This window comes from Emticicia sp. MM, assembly GCF_001649495.1.
In genome coordinates this window covers 106041-124617 of the sequence record NZ_LXHX01000028.1, presented here as the reverse complement: position 1 = coordinate 124617, position 18577 = coordinate 106041, and the positions used below count along the sequence as shown (strand labels likewise).

Genomic DNA, 18577 nt, shown 5'->3' with positions numbered 1-18577 from the left:
GGGCTGGGGGGTTACAATGTTCCTCTCAAAACTTGTTCACGTTCTATTGCTTCAAAAAGAGCTTTGAAATTGCCTTTCCCGAATGATTTTGCCCCTTTTCTTTGAATAATTTCAAAAAACATTGTCGGGCGGGGTTCGATTGGTTTTGTGAAAATTTGAAGTAAATACCCTTCTTCGTCACGATCAACCAAAATACCGAGTGGACGTAGTTGTTCGATTTCTTCTTCAATATCGCCCACACGTTCTTTTAAATCTTCGTAATAACTATCAGGAACTTGCAAAAATTCTACTCCGTGATTTCGCAAGTGCGTTACGGTTGTAATAATATCGTCAGTAGCTACTGCTAAATGCTGCACACCCGCACCTCCATAAAAGTCAAGGTATTCTTCAACTTGTGAGCGTTTTTTACCTTCGGCTGGCTCGTTAATCGGGAATTTGATTCGTCCGTTTCCGTTCGACATCACCTTGCTCATCAGAGCGGTATATTCAGTCGAAATATCTTTATCATCAAAACTTACTAACTGATTAAAGCCCATTACTTTACCGTAGAAATTTACCCATTCATTCATGCCATTCCAACCTACATTACCTACGATATGGTCAATGTATTTCAAACCAACTGGGGCAGGTTTGTAGCCAGGATTCCATGCACGGAAGTTTGGCAGAAACACGCCTTTATAATCGTTTCTTTCCACAAAAATATGCACAGTGTCGCCGTACGTATGAATGCCTGAACGTACCACTTTTCCGAATTCATCTTCTTCTTCGATTGGCTCGAAATAAGGTTTTGCTCCACGAGAAATAGTTTCATAATAAGCATCACGGGCATCATCAACCCAAAGAGCTACTACTTTTACACCATCGCCGTGCTGGTCGATATGGCGACCAATTTCAGTCCCACCATGAAGTGGAGATGTCAGTATTAAACGAATTTTTCCCTGTTGAACAACATAACTTTCTCGGTCACGAAGGCCAGTTTCAAGACCAGCATAAGCCAGAGGCTGAAACCCAAAAGCAGTTTGATAATAATGTGCTGCTTGTTTGCAATTTCCTACATATAATTCAATGTAATCTGTGCCATTGATTGGAAGGAAGTCATCACCCCCAACCCCTAAAGGGGAGTTAAGGATTTGGCTTTCTGTTTTTGATATTTCTAACATATTTTTAATTTTTTGTATGAAGTGTAAAATCAAGTTTATTTGTGTAAAAAAGACAGAGAATTTGTAAATTCCCCTTTAGGGGTTAGGGGTGTTTGGGTGGTCTATCCAACTCTGAAAATATTTTCCATCGTCGTATTTCAAAGCATTTTCTGTAATCATCAATGGTCGGAAAGTATCAACCATGACTGCCAATTCATGCGTTTCTTTTTTTCCAATGCTTCGTTCCATAGCACCAGGGTGTGGGCCGTGCGGAATTCCGCCAGGGTGGAGCGTGATGTGGCCCTTTGCAATGTCATTTCGGCTCATAAAATCGCCATCAACGTAGTAAATAACTTCGTCGGAGTCGATATTTGAATGATTATAAGGTGCTGGGATGGCCTTCGGATGATAATCGTAAAGTCTCGGACAAAACGAACAAACCACAAAAGCATCGGTTTGGAAAGTCTGGTGAACAGGCGGTGGCTGGTGGATTCGACCAGTAATTGGCTCAAAATTATGAATCGAAAATCCCCACGGAAAGTTGTAGCCATCAAACCCGACCACATCAAAAGGGTGATATTGATAGATTAATTGATGAAGTTGATGCTGTTTTTTTATTTTTATCAGAAACTCGCCTTTTTGGTCGTAAGTTTCTAAAATTTCGGGAAGTTTATAATCTCTTTCGCAGAAAGGCGAACTTTCGAGTAATTGCCCAAAATGATTTCGGTAGCGTTTTGGCGTATATATCGGTGAGTGCGATTCTACAAAAAAAATCCGATTATCATCTGTGTCAAAATCAATTTGGTAAATCATTCCTCGTGGAATCACCAAATAATCACCATATTCAAAACTAATATTCCCAAGTTGAGTGCGAAGTGTTCCTGAGCCTTTGTGAATAAACAATAATTCGTCAGAATCGGCATTTTTATAAAAATATGCTCGAAGCGATTGTTTTGGGGCTGCCACTCCAATAATACAATCTTTATTAAACATCATCGGCACTCTACTTTCCAGAAAATCATCGTTTGGCTCTACATCAAAACCGATAAACTTCCGCATCATCATGTTATGAGCATTAGCCGATTTTGGTGTAAGGTCTTGGCTTTCAAGCATTTGCATCACTTGCGTTGGGCGATGAATGTGATACATCAATGATGCCATGCCATCGAAGCCAATTGTTCCAAAAAGCTGCTCATAATACAGCTCACCATCAGGTTTTTCAAACTGAGTATGTCGCTTAGACGGAATCTTTCCAAGTTTATGATAAATGGGCATATTGGATTAACGAATAATATATTTGTTATACTAACTATTGTTAAGCATACAAAATTATAAATAATATTTGTTATGACAATTAAAGTATAATTATTTTTTTGATTGATTGAATTAAACGCAGGAAGTAGAACAAGTTTCAAACTTGTTCATAAGGAAAATGAGACTGAGGAAAAAAGAAAAAGGGCGTAACCAATTACGCCCTAAGAAGATATAAATTAGGCTAAATTATTAAGCCAAAGAATGATTTTCTTGAAAACTTCACGTTTTTCGGGTTCGTTGTGGGTTTCGTGATATAAGCCTTCAAGAGAAATAAATGTGACGAGTTTACCTGCATTCTCTGCAAAAAGTTCACTACCATGATGCGAAGTGAGTCGGTCGGCTGTGCCATGATAGAGTAAGGTTGGAATACTCAATTTATCGGCATTATCAATAGCCCACTGGCCAGTTTCAATCATTTCGATGCCCATTTTAGCAGAAACTTTATCATGTACGAGTGGGTCTTCGTTGTATTTTTTTTCTTCTTCCACATCACGAGAAATCGCCGAAGAATCTAAGCCACTACTCAAACTCAACGAGGGAAGAATACCTTTCATCAATCTGCCAATAGTAAGCGTAATTGGTGAAGGCTGAAAAGCCAATTGAAAATACGGTGAAGACAAAATTGCTCCAGCAATTTTGGGCTGACGACGTAACAGATAATTAGCCACTAAATTTCCGCCCATACTATGTCCATAAAGTATTTGTTTTACATCAGGAAAATGCGTGGAAGCAGCTTTCAAGAGTGCATCTACATCATTCAAAAAGGTATCAAAATCAGGAAAATGTCCACGTTTCCCCTCCGATTTTCCGTGTCCACGTTGGTCGCAGCCAATCACGGCATAACCATTGGTCGTAAACATTTCAGCTACATGATTATAGCGACTGATATGCTCGCCCATGCCGTGCATCATACAAATGACGGCTTTTGTGGGTAAATTGGTTTCCCATTTTTTTCCATAAATATTAAGTCCATCAGAGGTTTTCCAAGATAATTCGGTAGTGTTCATAGGTTTTTAGAATAGATTTTGTGCTTAAATATAGTAAATTCTTATCATAAACAACCGAGAGTTTGTGGCTTGGGTTGGTTTCTTTATATTTGTGGGGAAAGAAGAGATATTTAGGAATGTTATAATGATTAAAGTTGAGAGTAAAATATTGTCTGGTTTCACATTTATCGACTTATTTGCAGGAATAGGTGGTTTTCATATTGCTCTATCATCATTTGGAGCATCATGCGTTTTTGCTTCGGAGTGGGATAAATACGCTGCTGATACTTATGAAGAGAATTTTCATAAAAGACCTTTCGGGGACATTACTCAAATAAATGAAAAAGAAATTCCTAAACATGATATTCTGTGTGCAGGTTTTCCATGTCAATCTTTTTCAATTTCGGGTAAGCAAAAGGGTTTTGATGATATTAGAGGTTCACTTTTTTTTGATATTGCTCGCATTGTAAATTTTCATAAACCACGAGTGGTTTTCTTAGAAAATGTAAAAAACTTGGTTAATCATGATGAGGGGCGGACTTTGAAAGTAATAATAGAAACACTCGAAAATCTTGATTATAAAGTTTTTACGAAAATTTTAAACTCAAGTAATTTTGGTTTGCCACAAAATCGAGAAAGAATTTATATTGTTGCTTTTTCTAAGAGTATTGATTCGAGTGATTTTGCATTTCCCAACCCAACAAACGAACCTATTTCGGTAGATGGTATTTTAGAGAAAAATCCTGTTGATATCAAGTTTATTGAACGAAATGATATAGAAATTTACAAGAATTATACATTTCAAGAGACGCTTTTCGGTAGAACTGAGGTTAATAAACCTATACAAATTGGCAAAGTAAACAAAGGTGGGCAAGGAGAACGAATTTATGACATACGTGGTCATGCGATTACACTTTCAGCTAATGGGGGTGGAGTTGGGGCAAAAACGGGACTATATTACATTGATGGCAAAATAAGACGGCTAACTCCAAGAGAATGTGCCAGAGTGCAGGGGTTTGACGAAGATTTTAAAATTAACAAAAATAGCTCACAAGCATACAAACAATTTGGCAATAGTGTTTCGATTAATGTGCTACAAAGAATATTGATAGAAGTTCAAAAAACTTTACTCAAAAATGAACAAGGAGCAATTAAAAGGTTCGCAAACAGCGAGGAATGGGTTTCTTAACGAAGATGACATCGTTGAAAAGTTCAATAACTGGCAAGTTGATGAAGATGCTCAAAAATGGCTTTTGATAATGGAATACCAGTTATCCAAGATTGAGTTTGTCAAAGCCATAAAGTTAAGCGGTTTTAAAACTGATGTTCAAGTTCAAATAACAGTAAAATTAAAAGAAGCGATTGATGCTCAGAATCTGCAAGTCAAACTCGTAAGCAATCCAAAAGGATTTAACCAGATAGATAAAAGATGGGTAGATAAATATATTGAAATGTGGGATATTTCGCCTCAAATTGCTTCTGTTTTAAAACGATATACAGGAGAAATTCAACCAAATATTGACTCACCCAAAGATAAAAGGCGGATGTTTGCAAATGAGTTTACTGAAAACGAGCAAACAGAAATACTGGAATGGCTTGATAAAAACAAATCGCTCATCGTTTCGGATATTTTGAAAGGAAGAGGACAATTTTCAGCCGAATGGATGTTGGTAGCACAAAAGACAAAATTGAATTCAAGATGGATTTTAAAACCAATGAATTTTTGCCTCAATTATTTTGGCAATGGAGTTGTTGAAATCACGGAAAGAGGTAATTTCAAAATCGGGAAAATAACAATGCAGAGAAAAGGTGGCGATGGTGGTAGAATTACGGCAAATATGCTACAATTTAAGTTAAATCCAGCTGAGCTATTTGATACTGAATAAAATTTAAAACAATACATACACTTCAAAAAATCAACAAAACCAATGAAACAAGTATTAAAAACACTTAAAATCAAATCCCTCAACAATGGCGTTAGCACTGGCGTTGAAAGCTGGGCAGGTGGAGGAAAAGTGCTTAGTTCGTATTCGCCAGTAGATGGACAATTGATTGGAAAAGTACGTCAGGCAAACCGTGAAGATTATGATAAAGTAATAGAAAGTGCCAACGCTGCATTTAAAGTTTGGCGAGCAGTTCCTGCACCCAAACGTGGTGAAATCGTACGTCAGATGGGCGATGCTCTGCGTGAAAATAAAGATGCTTTAGGGCGTTTGGTAAGCTACGAAATGGGCAAAAGCCTGCAAGAAGGTTGGGGAGAAGTACAAGAAATGATAGATATTTGTGATTTTGCGGTTGGACTTTCTCGACAACTATATGGCCTCACGATGCACTCAGAGCGTCCACAGCACCGTATGTACGAGCAATGGCACCCGCTGGGTATTGTGGGAATCATTTCCGCCTTCAATTTTCCAGTAGCCGTTTGGTCTTGGAACAGCATGTTGGCGTGGGTTTGTGGTGATGTGTGCGTTTGGAAACCTTCCGAAAAAACACCTTTAACAGCCATCGCTTGTCAAAATATCATTCAAGATGTGCTTCGCAAAAACGATATTCCAGAAGGTATATCTTGCCTAATTGTGGGAGATAGAAAAGTAGGAGAGTGGCTATCGAATGATGCAAATGTTGCTTTGGTTTCGGCCACAGGCTCTACTCGTATGGGGAAAGCTGTCGGTCAAGCAGTTGCAGCTCGTTTTGGTAAAAGTTTGTTAGAATTGGGCGGAAATAACGCCATTATTGTTACACAAAATGCTGATTTAGAGGTAGTTATTCCTGCGGTTGTCTTTGGGGCAGTCGGAACGGCTGGGCAACGTTGTACCACTACTCGTCGCTTATTTTTGCACGAAAGTTTGTACGAGGAAGTGAAAAACCGTTTAGTGAAAATCTATGCCCAACTTCGCATTGGCGACCCTCTAGATGTCAATAACCACGTTGGGCCATTGATTGATGTTGATGCCGTAAGCAATTACAAGACAGCCATAGCCAATATCCAAAACGAAGGTGGAAACGTACTTTGTGGCAATGAAGTTTTATCAGGAAATGGCTATGAATCAGGTTGTTATGTAAAACCATCGATTGTTGAAGTAGAAAATCAAAGCCCTACGGTTTGTCACGAAACCTTTGCACCGATTTTATATTTAATGAAATTCAAAACGCTTGATGAAGCCATCGAACTACAAAATGCCGTTCCACAAGGGCTTTCGTCTTCGATCTTTACACTCAATATGCGTGAAGCTGAACAGTTCTTATCTTATGCTGGTTCAGATTGCGGAATTGCCAATGTAAATATTGGTACATCGGGAGCAGAAATTGGTGGAGCTTTTGGCGGAGAAAAAGAAACTGGCGGCGGCCGTGAAAGTGGTTCAGATGCGTGGAGAAACTACATGCGTCGCCAAACAAATACGATTAATTACAGCACGCAACTGCCTCTCGCTCAAGGGATTAAGTTTGATTTGTAGTATAGATACGAGATTTGAGATATGGGATTCGAGACTTTTCTCGAATCCTATATCCCGTATCTCATATCCCATATCTAAATATCCAACTTCGTCTCATTCTTAATCTCGCTCATCACAAAAGTACTGTGTGTGCTTCCAATATTTTCGAGTGAAGCCAATTTATTCATCAAAAAACTTTGGTATTCACGCATATCTTCCACCACAACTTTTATCATAAAATCGTATTCGCCCGAAATATTGTGACATTCAATTACTTCATCGAGTTTCACAATTTCCTGCACAAATTTCTTTCCTGCCTCTTGGGCGTGTTCTTTCAGACGAATATTACAGAATACCATTAAATCTTTGCCTACTTTCTCACGGTCGATAAGGGCGACATATTTCTTTATCACTCCCTCATTTTCGAGTCTTCGTACACGCTCATACACGGGCGTAGGCGAAAGATTTAATCGAGAGGCCAGTTCTTTCGTGGTCAGGTGTGCATTTTCTTGAAGCGACTTCAAAATTTCACGGTCAGTACTATCTAATTTTTGCATAGATAAAATGTCGTTTTTATCAAATATTTATGTCAAAATTAAAAATAAAAACCGTAGCAAACAATCGAATATTAGATAAATTATCTATTTTTTGTAAATTATTTAAAAAATCAATCTTTAAATCGTACTTTTGTAAGATAAATTTTGTTGTTTGACAGTACAGCAATTTTCTAAATTGCAAAATTATTATCACCAAAAAATAAGGTTAAGAAGTGGCTAACATCCGAGAAATACTAAAAGATAGAATCCTTGTGCTTGATGGTGCGATGGGTTCGTTGATTCAAGAATACAAATTATCAGATGCAGATTATCGTGGCGAGCGTTTCAAAGATTTTCCGCATGAAGTGAAAGGTAATAACGATATGCTTTCTATCACGAAACCAGAGGTTATTAAAGAAATTCATGCCAAATACTTTGAAGCTGGAGCTGATATTGCCGAAACTAACACTTTTTCGGGAACATCAATCGCTATGGCCGACTATCACATGGAAGATTATGTGTATGAATTGAATTATCAATCTGCCAAAATTGCTCGCGAAGTTGCCGACGAATTTACTGCCAAAAATCCTGACAAACCCCGTTTTGTAGCGGGTTCAATCGGGCCAACTAACCGCACGCTTTCGCTCTCTCCCGATGTAAATGACCCAGGTTTTCGTGCCATTACTTTCGATGAATTGGTTGAAGCATATTATGAGCAAATCCAAGGTTTGGTCGATGGTGGTGCTGATGTCCTTTTAGTAGAAACCATTTTTGATACACTCAATGCTAAGGCGGCTTTATACGCCATTGATTTGTTTGCCCATGATGTAAAAAATGGCACGGCTCGACCATTGAAAAGTGGCTCAATACCTAAGCAAACAAGAGCAAATTTATTAGAATTTGTTCAAAACAATATTCCAGTAATGGTTTCGGGAACTATTACCGATGCTTCTGGAAGAACGCTTTCGGGACAAACAACAGAAGCCTTCTTGACTTCGGTTTCCCATATAGATTTATTATCAATTGGGCTAAACTGTGCCTTGGGAGCAGATTTGATGCGTCCGTATGTGCAGATTTTAGCTAACGAAGCACCTTTCATGGTTTCAGCTCACCCAAATGCTGGTTTACCTAACGAAATGGGCGAATATGACCAATCACCAGCCGAAATGGCGGTGATTGTGGAAGATTTCTTGCAAAATGGTTTTATGAATATCATCGGTGGTTGTTGCGGAACAACGCCAGCTCACATCAAAGCCATTGCAGAAGTTTCAGCAAAATATAAGCCTCGTGTGATTCCAACTTTCGAGCCGATTCAAAAGGTTTCGGGTTTAGAGCCTTTGAAAATGACAAAGGAAACGAATTTTGTGAACGTTGGTGAGCGTTGTAATGTGACTGGCTCGAAGGCTTTTGCACGTTTGATTCGTGAAGGTAAATATGATGATGCACTTTCGGTGGCAAGAAATCAGGCAGAAAATGGAGCTCAGGTAATTGACGTGAACCTTGATGAAGGGATGATTGATGGCGTAGAGGCCATGACAACTTTCTTGAATTTGATTGCTGCCGAGCCAGATATTTCTCGCCTACCAATTATGATTGACTCTTCGAAATGGGAAGTGATTGAAGCAGGGTTGAAATGTGTGCAAGGAAAATCTATTGTAAACTCGATTTCATTGAAAGAAGGGGAAGTGAAATTCAGAGAATCGGCCGAAAAAGTAAAACGTTATGGTGCTTCAACTGTAGTGATGGCTTTTGATGAAGTTGGACAAGCGGATTCGTATGAACGTAGAATTGAAATCTGTAAAAGAGCCTACGATATTTTGGTTAATGAGGTAAACTTCCCACCGCAAGACATTATTTTCGACCCAAATATCTTGACCGTTGCGACTGGTTTGGAAGAACATAATAATTATGCAGTTGATTTTATCAATGCTACTCGCTGGATAAAAGAAAATCTCCCATACGCTAAAGTTTCGGGTGGAGTTTCAAATATTTCGTTTAGTTTTAGAGGAAATGAGCCTGTTCGTGAAGCCATGCACACCATTTTCTTATACCATGCCATCAAAGCAGGTATGGATATGGGTATCGTAAATGCTGGACAATTGGGCGTTTATGATGACATTCCAAAAGATATGTTGGAGCTTTGTGAAGATGTATTATTGAACCGTCGCCCCGATGCAACCGAGCGTTTGGTGACTTTTGCAGAAACCGTAAAATCGAAAGGAAAAGAACAAGTTGTAGATAATTCGTGGAGAGAATTACCAGTTGGCAAACGCTTAGAACACGCTTTGATTAAAGGTTTGACCGAATTTATTGATGAAGATGTAGAAGAAGCCCGTCAAGGTTTTGAAAAACCTCTTCACGTTATCGAAGGGCCTTTGATGGATGGAATGAATGTGGTCGGAGATTTATTTGGCGAAGGAAAAATGTTTTTGCCACAAGTCGTAAAATCGGCAAGGGTAATGAAAAAAGCCGTTGCTTATTTATTGCCGTTTATTGAAGAAGAGAAATTACTTAATAAAGTTGAAGGCGAAGCCGAGACATCATCGAATGCTGGTAAAATCTTACTCGCAACCGTAAAAGGTGATGTACATGATATTGGTAAAAATATCGTTGGCGTAGTTTTAGCTTGTAATAACTACGAAATTATAGATTTAGGTGTAATGGTGCCAACCAATAAAATTTTGGAAGAAGCCAAAAAGCACAATGTTGACATTATCGGTTTGAGTGGTTTGATTACACCAAGTTTGGATGAAATGGTGGGCGTAGCCAAAGAAATGGAGCGTCAAGGATTTAAAATTCCTTTGCTGATTGGTGGAGCAACAACTTCACGTATTCACACGGCGGTGAAAATCGATCCACATTATTCAGGGCCAGTAATTCACGTTCTGGATGCTTCGAAAAGTGTGCCAGTTGCTGGACGTTTGATGCAAAATGAGCAAACAAATCAAGAGATTTTTGATGAAATCAAGGCTCAATATGCTCAACTAAGAATCGACCACGCCAGCCGCCAGAAAGATAAAAACTTTATTCCGATTGAAAAAGCCAGAGAAAATCATGTAAAAATTGATTGGAGTAATTATAAAGCGACGAAACCAAAGTTTTTAGGAACAAAGGTTTTTGAAGATTATGATTTAGCCGAAATCGCTAAATACATCGACTGGACTCCATTTTTCCAAACTTGGCAATTATCAGGCAAATATCCAAAGATTTTTGATGATGAAACCGTAGGGAAAGAAGCCAAAAAGCTTTACGACGATGCCCAAGCAATGCTCAAAAAAGTAATTACTGAGAAATCGTTACAAGCAAAAGCAGTAGTTGGTTTTTATCCAGCTAATTCGGTAGGGGATGACATTATTTTGCATAATTTTGAAGCCTACGAATATAATTCAGCTGGTCAAGGTGCTTTGAAAAATACAGGGTACAGAATTTTGAGCGAAACAGCAGTTTCAGAAACTGGTGATTTGGTAGAAAATCCTCCTTTGGCTGTTTTACATCACCTCCGTCAACAAAATTTAAAAGCACAGAATTTACCAAATCTGTGTTTAAGTGATTATATCTCCCCTTTAGGGGTTGGGGGTGGCGACTACATCGGTGGTTTTGCCGTAACAGCAGGTTTGGGTATCGAAGCATTGCTCGAGCAATATGAAAAAGAACACGACGATTATAATTCAATTATGTTGAAAGCAATTGCCGACCGTTTGGCAGAGGCATTTACTGAATTGATGCACGAGCGTGTGCGTACAGAATTCTGGGGCTATGTTTCAAATGAAACTTTCAGTAATGAAGAGTTGATTGCCGAAAAATACCAAGGTATTCGTCCAGCTCCAGGTTATCCTGCTTGTCCAGACCATACCGAAAAAACAGCTTTGTTTAATTTATTAGATGCAGGTCGAATCGGCATCGAATTGACGGAAAGTTTTGCAATGTATCCAGCGAGTTCGGTGAGTGGTTGGTATTTTGCTCATCCCGAAAGTAAATATTTTACAATCGGGAAAATTGCCAAAGACCAAGTGGTTGATTATGCCAAACGCAAAAATATGCCACTCGAAGAGGTTGAAAAATGGCTCGCTCCAGTTTTAAATTATGATTGATAATAAAAATGACATTTCCAAAGCGTGAAATAGCTGAATTTGCTACACTTTTTGCAGTAGCTTACTTATTCAAAATAGTGTTTGCACAGGCATGGTTTTCTGTGCAAACACTTGCTGTTTTCATCACAATTTGGGCATTTTTGAAGAGTATTTATTTCATTTTTGAAAATTCCACCCAATTACTCATTGCCACTTCGGAAGATATTGCTTATCACCGTTTTTTGTTTTTAATGACCTACAATATCGGACAAATGACGCTTTCGTTTGCCGTAGATTTTTTCTGTTTGTACGAAGTTGACATACGTAGTTTTGTGGGCGTAATGCCCGAATTTGGTACTTTTGAAAAAGCCTTTGAGTTTTTTTATTTTAGTGTACTGAACTTCACATTCTTCGGCTATGGCGATTTAATGCCTGCCACCGTTCCTGCTAAAATCTTAGTTTTGATGGAAGTTATCATCGCTTTTTTGACGATAATTTTTATTCTTTCAGACTTTATTTCGATGAAAGATTCACTTAAAAAATTGAAGAAATAGTGTAACAATTTTCGTCGTCGTGAACAATTTAGAAAATTATCATAAAAAAAACGAGCGTGCTATCAATGATAGCACGCTCGTTTTTCATTAAATATTTTTGATTTTACGCCATTTTCAAAACTTCAAAACGTTTTTGTAATAAAGCAAATCCACCAAATAACACTCCCGAAAAGAATAAATCACCTAAGATTTGGTTTTTCAAGAAAGGAATACCCGCAGTATATGAAGCAATGATTCCACTAAAATTGTGAGGATAAGTTCCCAAACTTTGGTCGATTGTTGCCGATTCGGGGTATAAAAATGCAAAATTCGTAATCAAAAAGAAAATCAATGAACTAATTAATGATGCCGAAATAACACGTGCAGGATTTACATTTTTAAGTAAAACCATTCCTAAAACCGAAACCAAGGCAAAGGCTGTATAAACAATGTACATTCCTGAGTGAAAACCCCAACCAGTAGTGATTTCGAGGATTGTATCACTTAATAACATTGCACCCATCGGTACCGCAATTGCTTGCCAACGATTGGTAAAATACGCTCCACCGAAAAGTGCAATAGCTGCAATTGGTGTAAAATTAAATGGGTGTGGAATAAATCTCGACAATGCTGCCAAAACCACAATTGCCACTAATGTTGAAAAACGTGTAATATTCATATTATAATGGTGAATGATAAATGCTTAATTGTAAATGTATTAAAATCTTGTGATAAATGAAATTTAATGCAAAAATACAATTCATTCATCATTCATCATTAATAATTCATCATTATTTTAAGACCCAAGTGTCTTTACTACCACCACCTTGTGAGGAATTTACAACTAAAGAGCCTTTTTTCAATGCAACTCTTGTCAATCCCCCTGGGGTTACATGAATACCGTCACCATAAAGGATGTAAGGGCGTAAGTCAACGTGGCGACCTTCGAGGCCATCTTCTACTAAACAAGGGCTGCGTGAAAGTGAGATAGTTGGTTGTGCAATATAATTTCTTGGATTTGCCTGAATCAAACCTCTAAATTTGTCATGTTCTTCTTTGCTGGCTTTTGGCCCAATCAACATTCCGTAGCCACCTGCTTCGTTGGCTTCTTTTACAACCAGTTTTTCGATATTTTCAAGAACATACTTCATCGAATCTGGTTCACCACAAAGATAAGTTTCTACGTTTGGAATGATGGCTTCTTCTCCCAGATAGTACTTGATGATTCGTGGAACGTAAGCATACACTACTTTGTCATCAGCTACACCAGTACCAGGAGCATTAGCCAAACCAATATTTCCTTTTCTGTAAACATCAAACAAACCTGGGATGCCAATCAGTGAGTGAGGATTAAAGGTTTTTGGGTCGAGGAATGTATCATCAATTCTTCTGTATAGTACATCAATAGTTTTAAAACCTTTAGTTGTTCGCATTTTTAGATAGTCACCAACTACAACTAAATCACGGTAATCTACTAATTCAACACCCATTTGTTGAGCTAAATATGAATGCTCAAAGTAAGCTGAATTATAAATTCCTGGAGTTAAAACTGCCACAGTTGGGTCGGGACGGCCAGAGGTATATCGCAAAACTTCAAGCAATTTTGCTGGATATTCTGAAATTGCTCTAACATTAGTTTGTGAAAGCACATCAGGAAAGGTTTGCTTTGATAATTCACGGTTTTCGAGCATATACGAAACTCCAGAAGGACAACGGAGATTATCTTCAAGAACCGTAAAAACGCCATTATTATCTCTGATAAGGTCAGTTCCTGTTATATGAATCCATACACCTTTTGGCGGAGTTAGTCCTTTACATTCAGGCAAAAAACCTTTGCTTGATTCAATGATTTCACGAGGAACAATGCCATCACGAATAATTTTCTGCTCATTGTAGACATCTTGTAAAAACATATTGAGTGCAGTAATTCGCTGCACTAAGCCTTTTTCAAGATTGTCCCATTCTTGAGAGTCAATTACTCTTGGCACAATATCTATCGGAATGATTCGTTCTGTTCCACCATCTTCTGAGTAAACGTTGAATGTAATACCCGCCGAGACCATCGAACGTTCTGCCGCTTTTTGTTTATTCTTCAGATTCTCAAAAGCAAGACTTTCTATCGTGTTTTTAAGTACTTGATTTCCTATACGTGCATTAGCGTCAGGAGTAATCATCTCATCGAAGAAATTATCGGTTTTGTAGTTACTAAAATTGTAATTCATATGTTTTCTTTGGTCTTTGAGTAAATGAAATTCTAAAATAGGATTAATCTATTTAAAAACAAAAGCAATTGAGTATAATTATTTACTTTTGTAGTCTGTTTATTTTAATTGAGTGAGCCTCATCCAAAACTGTCCTTTTCAACAAAAAAATGCGAATACTTTTTTCTCTTTTTTTTATCCCTTTTCTTTCCACGGCACAACAATGGCTCGGAATCTCAACGAGTAATTACGCAGGAACTTATACTATTGCGGCAAATCCTGCTAATGTTGCTGATTCTCGCTATAAATTTTTCTTAAATGTTGCAGGAGTAAATACTGAATTTATAAATAATTATGCTGCTTGGGCCGCACCATACTCTTTTATTGGATTGGCTACAAATACAGTCCCCAACCGTTATAGAGCTCCCAATGGCTTGCCAGGTTTTCGACCAAGCTATATTAAGGAAGCAATAGGAAAAACAAACAGTGTTGCTTTTGCGGCAGCTGATGTAAAAGGCCCTTCGATGATATATACTTTTGAGAAAGTAAAATTTGCAATCGGTTTTACTTCTCGTGTGCGTGTACTAACGAACTTAGATAATTCAAGCTCTGATGTTGCTCATATTATGGTCAAAGGAACAGTCATACCTGATTTATATGGAATTACGCAAGACAATAATAATTTATTGTTAAACCTTAATGGCTATACAGAACTGGGATTTACACTTGGAGCAGTTGTAAGAGAACAAGATCAAGATTTTTTTAAAGTGGGCTTGACTGTTAAACGCCTGAATGGTTTGTTGAATATTCATTACAAAGGCGAAAATTTAGACTTTACAGTTGATGCAAATGCTATAAGACCACTTCGCCAAGATGTTTTTTTCAGAACTGCCAGTGGTACTTATGGAACAACAACAAGCGATGCAATTCGTTCGGCAAGTTTTAGTACTGATTGGCTATTTGGAAATTTAGCAGCTGGCACTGGCTACGGTTTCGATATTGGAGCAGTTTACGAATTTCGCCCTGAATTTGATAAATATGATATTAAAATGAATGGGAAGTTGAGAATGGACGGCACTAAAAATAAGTATTTATACCGAATCGGAGTAGCTTTAATTGATGTTGGAAATATTAATTACAATAATCCTAATTATGTAAGTATTACCCAGATTAATCAAACAAATATATTGGTGCAGCCAGGAACTTTCAATAAAATTGATTCGCCCGATAGATTATATAATCAAATGAATGTTGCTTTTAATTTGAATGATGCAGATTATCAGCAGTCATTCAGATCGGCTCTACCGATGGCTCTTTCAACCAATTTTGATTATAAGTTTTCTGAAAAAATCTACTTTAATGCTACTTGGATTCAAAGTTTGAGAAACCCAAAAGCAATTGGAATGAATCAGCCTTCGATGTTTGCTGTTACGCCTCGCTATGAGTCGAAAATGTTTGATGTGGCTGTACCAATTGCGTTACAAAATGGGTATCGAAATCTAACAATTGGACTTACAGGAAGGGCAGGCCCATTCTTTATCGGAACTGAAAATTTAGGTGGAGTCTTAAATATTGGAAATCCAAAAGGAATTAGTACTTACTTTGGGTTATTTCTGCCAATTTTCAGAAAGCTTCCCGACGCTCCCAATGCTTGTTATGTGGAGCAAAAGGCTACATTCAGAGATAATTTGCGAGATATTCTCAATAAAAGAAATAAACGAAAACGCTGGAATAGAATTCGTTAGTTGGTGATTCCTTTTAATCAAATTTTAATCTTATTTTTAAAACAGGCTATACTCCGTTTTTCAATTTTGCACTTGTAAAGTATATGTTAGATTAAAGATTTTTAAAATGGCAGCAATTAAAGTTCTATTGGTTGAAGATGAATTACGATTGGCAGAATACGTGAAAAAAGGCTTAGAAGAAAGCGGTTTTGCGGTCGATGTAGCCTATGATGGGCAAGTTGGCAGAAGTATGGCCTTATCGAATATCTATGATTTAATGGTTTTTGATGTAAATCTTCCTAAAATCAGTGGCATTGATTTGACAAAAAAGCTGCGTGGTGAACAAATCAAGACTCCAGTGATGATTCTGACAGCTATGGGAACAACCCAAGATAAACTGTTGGGTTTTGATTCAGGTGCAGATGATTATTTAGTAAAACCGTTTGACTTCTTAGAACTGATTGCTCGACTTAATGCACTGTATCGTCGCTCACATGAGAGTATCGAATTAAAGCGAAATCTTCAAGTGGCAGATTTGGTATTGGACCTCAACGAAAAAAATGCTCGTCGAGATGGACAACTGATTCCGCTTACTTCCAAAGAATTTATGTTGCTGGAGTTTTTTATACGTAATAACGGAAAGGTAGTTTCAAGAATTGAGATAGCCGAGAAAGTTTGGAATCTTAATTTTGATACGGGTACAAATACCATTGATGTGTATGTCAATTTTTTACGTAAGAAAATCGACCAAAACTTCCCTGTTAAACTCATTTATACAGTAGTTGGTAGAGGCTATATGCTAAAAGGTTAAACTTTATACTTGTTTAGTTTTACTCTTTAGTACCAGCCATTTATTGAAGCAGTTCTGCTGTTTTAATGAAAATCAACACATTTAGTCATTATATTAGGTGTTTTTATTCAAAGTTTAAGACAAAAAGTTTGAAAGCCTTATTTGAATATTTTGAAAGGATAATGAGAAATGTAATCATTAAATATCTTCTCTTTTTGTGGATTTTTTTATTGAGTGTCAATAGTCGAGCCAGTGAATTTATACAGAATGAAAGCCCGACAATTTCACCTCATGAAAGAAATTCAGTTGTTGAAGTAGCGGCATCATACGCACATAGCTCTCATTTATATTCGATTGAGTTTTTTTTCGAAAATATTGAAGAAGAAATTGAAGAAATAGAGCCAAACACTATACAGTATTCCACACAAACACAAAATTATAGACCCTCCTTTGGCCATTTAGGCTTACCAAATTACAACTACTATTATTTATTTAATCAAAGTCTAAAAAACTACAAGAAGTATATCCTAAACTGTGTTTATCGTCTATGAGATAAGCCTCTGGTAATACTTTAAGACATTCTCGAACCTGTTTGAATAGAAAATTAGCATCCCACGCTGTATCTCCTACTCATTCAGCATTATAAGCAAACGCAAAATTTTACGCTCTTGAAATAGGCTTTTGGACCTCATTGGCATCGCTTTGCCCAAATTTTCAATAGCACTTCGACAATATAAATTTTAATCCGAAGAAATCTTATTATGAAAAAATCACTCATGTTTCTGGGTTTGACTGTTTTGTTATTTAACGCAAGTTGCAAGTCAGAAGAAAAAGAAGAAAAAAAGGAAGAGGGCAAGTTAGTAGTTACTTCGCCTATCCGCAAAGATACATTGATTACAACTGACTATGTTTGTCAGATTCGCTCCATAAACAATATCGAACTTCGAGCCTTAGAAAAAGGCTATCTACAAGGCATTTTTGTCGATGAAGGAAAGTATGTAAAAAAAGGTCAGTTGATGTTTCAGATTATGCCGAATCTTTATCAGGCTGAAATGAAAAAAGCCGAAGCCGAGGCAAATTATGCCGAAATTGAATATAAAAATACCAAGTCGTTGGCCGATGGAAATGTTGTTTCGGCCAATGAATTGGCATTAGCAAAAGCCAAACTCGATAAAGCACTTGCTGAGTTGGCTCTAACGAAAGTGCATTTGGGTTTTACAGAAATTCGAGCCCCGTTTGATGGTATCATGGACCGCCTAAAAGTAAGGAAAGGCAGCCTTGTAGATGAAGGAGATTTGCTCACCACTTTATCTGATAATAGTAAAATGTGGGTGTATTTCAATGTGCCAGAAGCTCAATATTTGAATTTTAAAACACATGCCAGTAGTAATAATAGTATGTATCAAGTAAAACTGAGAATGGCTAATAATGAGCTGTTTAAATATACGGGAATTGTAGAAACCATTGAAGGTGAATTTGATAACGAAACAGGAAATATCGCTTTCAGAGCAACATTCCCGAACCCCGAAGGACTACTCAGACACGGCGAAACAGGAAATATTCAGGTAACAGTCCCTGTAAAAAATGTCCTTCTGATTCCGCAAAAAGCAACGTTTGAAGTGCTTGATAAAATATACGTTTACGTGATTGATAAAGACAATATTGTGAAGTCTCGCCCAGTAACAATTGCCTCCGAATTGCCGCATTTATATGCTATTTCTGCAGGTTTATCCGCTGGTGATAAGATTCTTTTGGAAGGTTTAAGAAAGGTCAAAGAAAACCAAAAGATTGAATACAAATTTGAAGAACCTTCGCAGGTGATTTCCCACCTCAGCTTATACGCTGAATAG

Annotated in this window: 14 protein-coding genes; 8 read left to right on the top strand and 6 right to left on the bottom strand. The window is 37.5% G+C overall.

Annotated elements, in window-relative coordinates; genetic code table 11:
- Nucleotides 1–11: 11 nt before the first annotated feature.
- From hppD to A6M55_RS04595, 3 genes are all read right to left on the bottom strand, one after another.
- A complete protein-coding gene (gene hppD / locus A6M55_RS04605) occupies nucleotides 12–1160 on the bottom strand; it encodes a 4-hydroxyphenylpyruvate dioxygenase (protein WP_064196694.1) in 1149 nt (382 codons plus the stop codon).
- 75 nt (nucleotides 1161–1235) lie between these two features.
- Nucleotides 1236–2414: a homogentisate 1,2-dioxygenase gene (locus tag A6M55_RS04600; RefSeq protein WP_064196693.1), complete on the bottom strand. Its 1179-nt coding sequence runs from the start codon at nucleotides 2412–2414 to the stop codon at nucleotides 1236–1238.
- 215 nt (nucleotides 2415–2629) lie between these two features.
- Nucleotides 2630–3460 carry an alpha/beta hydrolase gene (locus A6M55_RS04595; RefSeq protein ID WP_064196692.1) on the bottom strand — a complete coding sequence of 277 codons (831 nt, stop codon included), beginning with the start codon at nucleotides 3458–3460 and terminating at the stop codon, nucleotides 2630–2632.
- 124 nt (nucleotides 3461–3584) lie between these two features.
- On the opposite strand from A6M55_RS04595, the gene dcm reads away from it, so the two are divergent.
- The 3 genes from dcm to A6M55_RS04580 are packed head-to-tail and all read left to right on the top strand — an operon-like array spanning nucleotide 3585 to nucleotide 6894.
- Nucleotides 3585–4628 carry a DNA (cytosine-5-)-methyltransferase gene (gene dcm / locus A6M55_RS04590; protein ID WP_064196691.1) on the top strand — a complete coding sequence of 348 codons (1044 nt, stop codon included), beginning with the start codon at nucleotides 3585–3587 and terminating at the stop codon, nucleotides 4626–4628.
- Nucleotides 4576–5325 carry a type II restriction endonuclease gene (locus A6M55_RS04585; RefSeq protein ID WP_064196690.1) on the top strand — a complete coding sequence of 250 codons (750 nt, stop codon included), beginning with the start codon at nucleotides 4576–4578 and terminating at the stop codon, nucleotides 5323–5325. Before dcm ends, A6M55_RS04585 begins: the two co-directional genes overlap by 53 nt.
- Before the next feature lie 42 nt (nucleotides 5326–5367).
- Entirely contained in the window at nucleotides 5368–6894 is a 1527-nt protein-coding gene (locus A6M55_RS04580) for an aldehyde dehydrogenase family protein (protein ID WP_064196689.1), read from the top strand.
- 74 nt (nucleotides 6895–6968) lie between these two features.
- On the opposite strand, the gene A6M55_RS04575 is transcribed toward A6M55_RS04580, so the two are convergent.
- Nucleotides 6969–7430 carry an Lrp/AsnC family transcriptional regulator gene (locus A6M55_RS04575; protein WP_064196688.1) on the bottom strand — a complete coding sequence of 154 codons (462 nt, stop codon included), beginning with the start codon at nucleotides 7428–7430 and terminating at the stop codon, nucleotides 6969–6971.
- 266 nt (nucleotides 7431–7696) lie between these two features.
- Here A6M55_RS04575 and metH point away from each other — a divergent pair, with 266 nt between their 5' ends.
- A complete protein-coding gene (gene metH, locus A6M55_RS04570; protein WP_064196722.1) occupies nucleotides 7697–11500 on the top strand; it encodes a methionine synthase in 3804 nt (1267 codons plus the stop codon).
- 8 nt (nucleotides 11501–11508) lie between these two features.
- A complete protein-coding gene (locus A6M55_RS04565; protein WP_064196687.1) occupies nucleotides 11509–12033 on the top strand; it encodes an ion channel in 525 nt (174 codons plus the stop codon).
- A 103-nt stretch (nucleotides 12034–12136) separates the two neighbouring features.
- Here A6M55_RS04565 and A6M55_RS04560 read toward each other — a convergent pair whose 3' ends face one another.
- Together A6M55_RS04560 and A6M55_RS04555 are read right to left on the bottom strand one after the other, a co-directional pair.
- Nucleotides 12137–12691, bottom strand: coding sequence for a DUF6580 family putative transport protein (locus A6M55_RS04560; protein ID WP_064196686.1), 555 nt, complete (start codon nucleotides 12689–12691; stop codon nucleotides 12137–12139).
- Nucleotides 12692–12803: 112 nt separating this feature from the next.
- Entirely contained in the window at nucleotides 12804–14234 is a 1431-nt protein-coding gene (locus A6M55_RS04555; RefSeq protein WP_064196685.1) for a circularly permuted type 2 ATP-grasp protein, read from the bottom strand.
- A gap of 149 nt (nucleotides 14235–14383) precedes the next feature.
- Here A6M55_RS04555 and A6M55_RS04550 point away from each other — a divergent pair, with 149 nt between their 5' ends.
- From A6M55_RS04550 to A6M55_RS04535, 3 genes are all read left to right on the top strand, one after another.
- Complete coding sequence (locus A6M55_RS04550) at nucleotides 14384–15958, top strand: DUF5723 family protein (protein WP_064196684.1); 1575 nt, start codon at nucleotides 14384–14386, stop codon at nucleotides 15956–15958.
- Between the two features lie 106 nt (nucleotides 15959–16064).
- Nucleotides 16065–16748, top strand: a complete 684-nt coding sequence (locus tag A6M55_RS04545) for a response regulator transcription factor (protein ID WP_064196683.1) — start codon at nucleotides 16065–16067, stop codon at nucleotides 16746–16748.
- A 740-nt stretch (nucleotides 16749–17488) separates the two neighbouring features.
- Nucleotides 17489–18577, top strand: coding sequence for an efflux RND transporter periplasmic adaptor subunit (locus A6M55_RS04535; protein ID WP_064196681.1), 1089 nt, complete (start codon nucleotides 17489–17491; stop codon nucleotides 18575–18577).

Excerpts from the sequence above, each read along its gene's own strand:
- hppD (WP_064196694.1), bottom strand. The coding sequence starts at position 1,160 with ATGTTAGAAATATCAAAAACAGAAAGCCAAATCCTTAACTCCCCTTTA.
- A6M55_RS04600 (WP_064196693.1), bottom strand. The coding sequence starts at position 2,414 with ATGCCCATTTATCATAAACTTGGAAAGATTCCGTCTAAGCGACATACT.
- A6M55_RS04595 (WP_064196692.1), bottom strand. The coding sequence starts at position 3,460 with ATGAACACTACCGAATTATCTTGGAAAACCTCTGATGGACTTAATATT.
- dcm (WP_064196691.1), top strand. The coding sequence starts at position 3,585 with ATGATTAAAGTTGAGAGTAAAATATTGTCTGGTTTCACATTTATCGAC.
- A6M55_RS04585 (WP_064196690.1), top strand. The coding sequence starts at position 4,576 with ATGAACAAGGAGCAATTAAAAGGTTCGCAAACAGCGAGGAATGGGTTT.
- A6M55_RS04580 (WP_064196689.1), top strand. The coding sequence starts at position 5,368 with ATGAAACAAGTATTAAAAACACTTAAAATCAAATCCCTCAACAATGGC.
- A6M55_RS04575 (WP_064196688.1), bottom strand. The coding sequence starts at position 7,430 with ATGCAAAAATTAGATAGTACTGACCGTGAAATTTTGAAGTCGCTTCAA.
- metH (WP_064196722.1), top strand. The coding sequence starts at position 7,697 with ATGGGTTCGTTGATTCAAGAATACAAATTATCAGATGCAGATTATCGT.
- A6M55_RS04565 (WP_064196687.1), top strand. The coding sequence starts at position 11,509 with ATGACATTTCCAAAGCGTGAAATAGCTGAATTTGCTACACTTTTTGCA.
- A6M55_RS04560 (WP_064196686.1), bottom strand. The coding sequence starts at position 12,691 with ATGAATATTACACGTTTTTCAACATTAGTGGCAATTGTGGTTTTGGCA.
- A6M55_RS04555 (WP_064196685.1), bottom strand. The coding sequence starts at position 14,234 with ATGAATTACAATTTTAGTAACTACAAAACCGATAATTTCTTCGATGAG.
- A6M55_RS04550 (WP_064196684.1), top strand. The coding sequence starts at position 14,384 with ATGCGAATACTTTTTTCTCTTTTTTTTATCCCTTTTCTTTCCACGGCA.
- A6M55_RS04545 (WP_064196683.1), top strand. The coding sequence starts at position 16,065 with ATGGCAGCAATTAAAGTTCTATTGGTTGAAGATGAATTACGATTGGCA.
- A6M55_RS04535 (WP_064196681.1), top strand. The coding sequence starts at position 17,489 with ATGAAAAAATCACTCATGTTTCTGGGTTTGACTGTTTTGTTATTTAAC.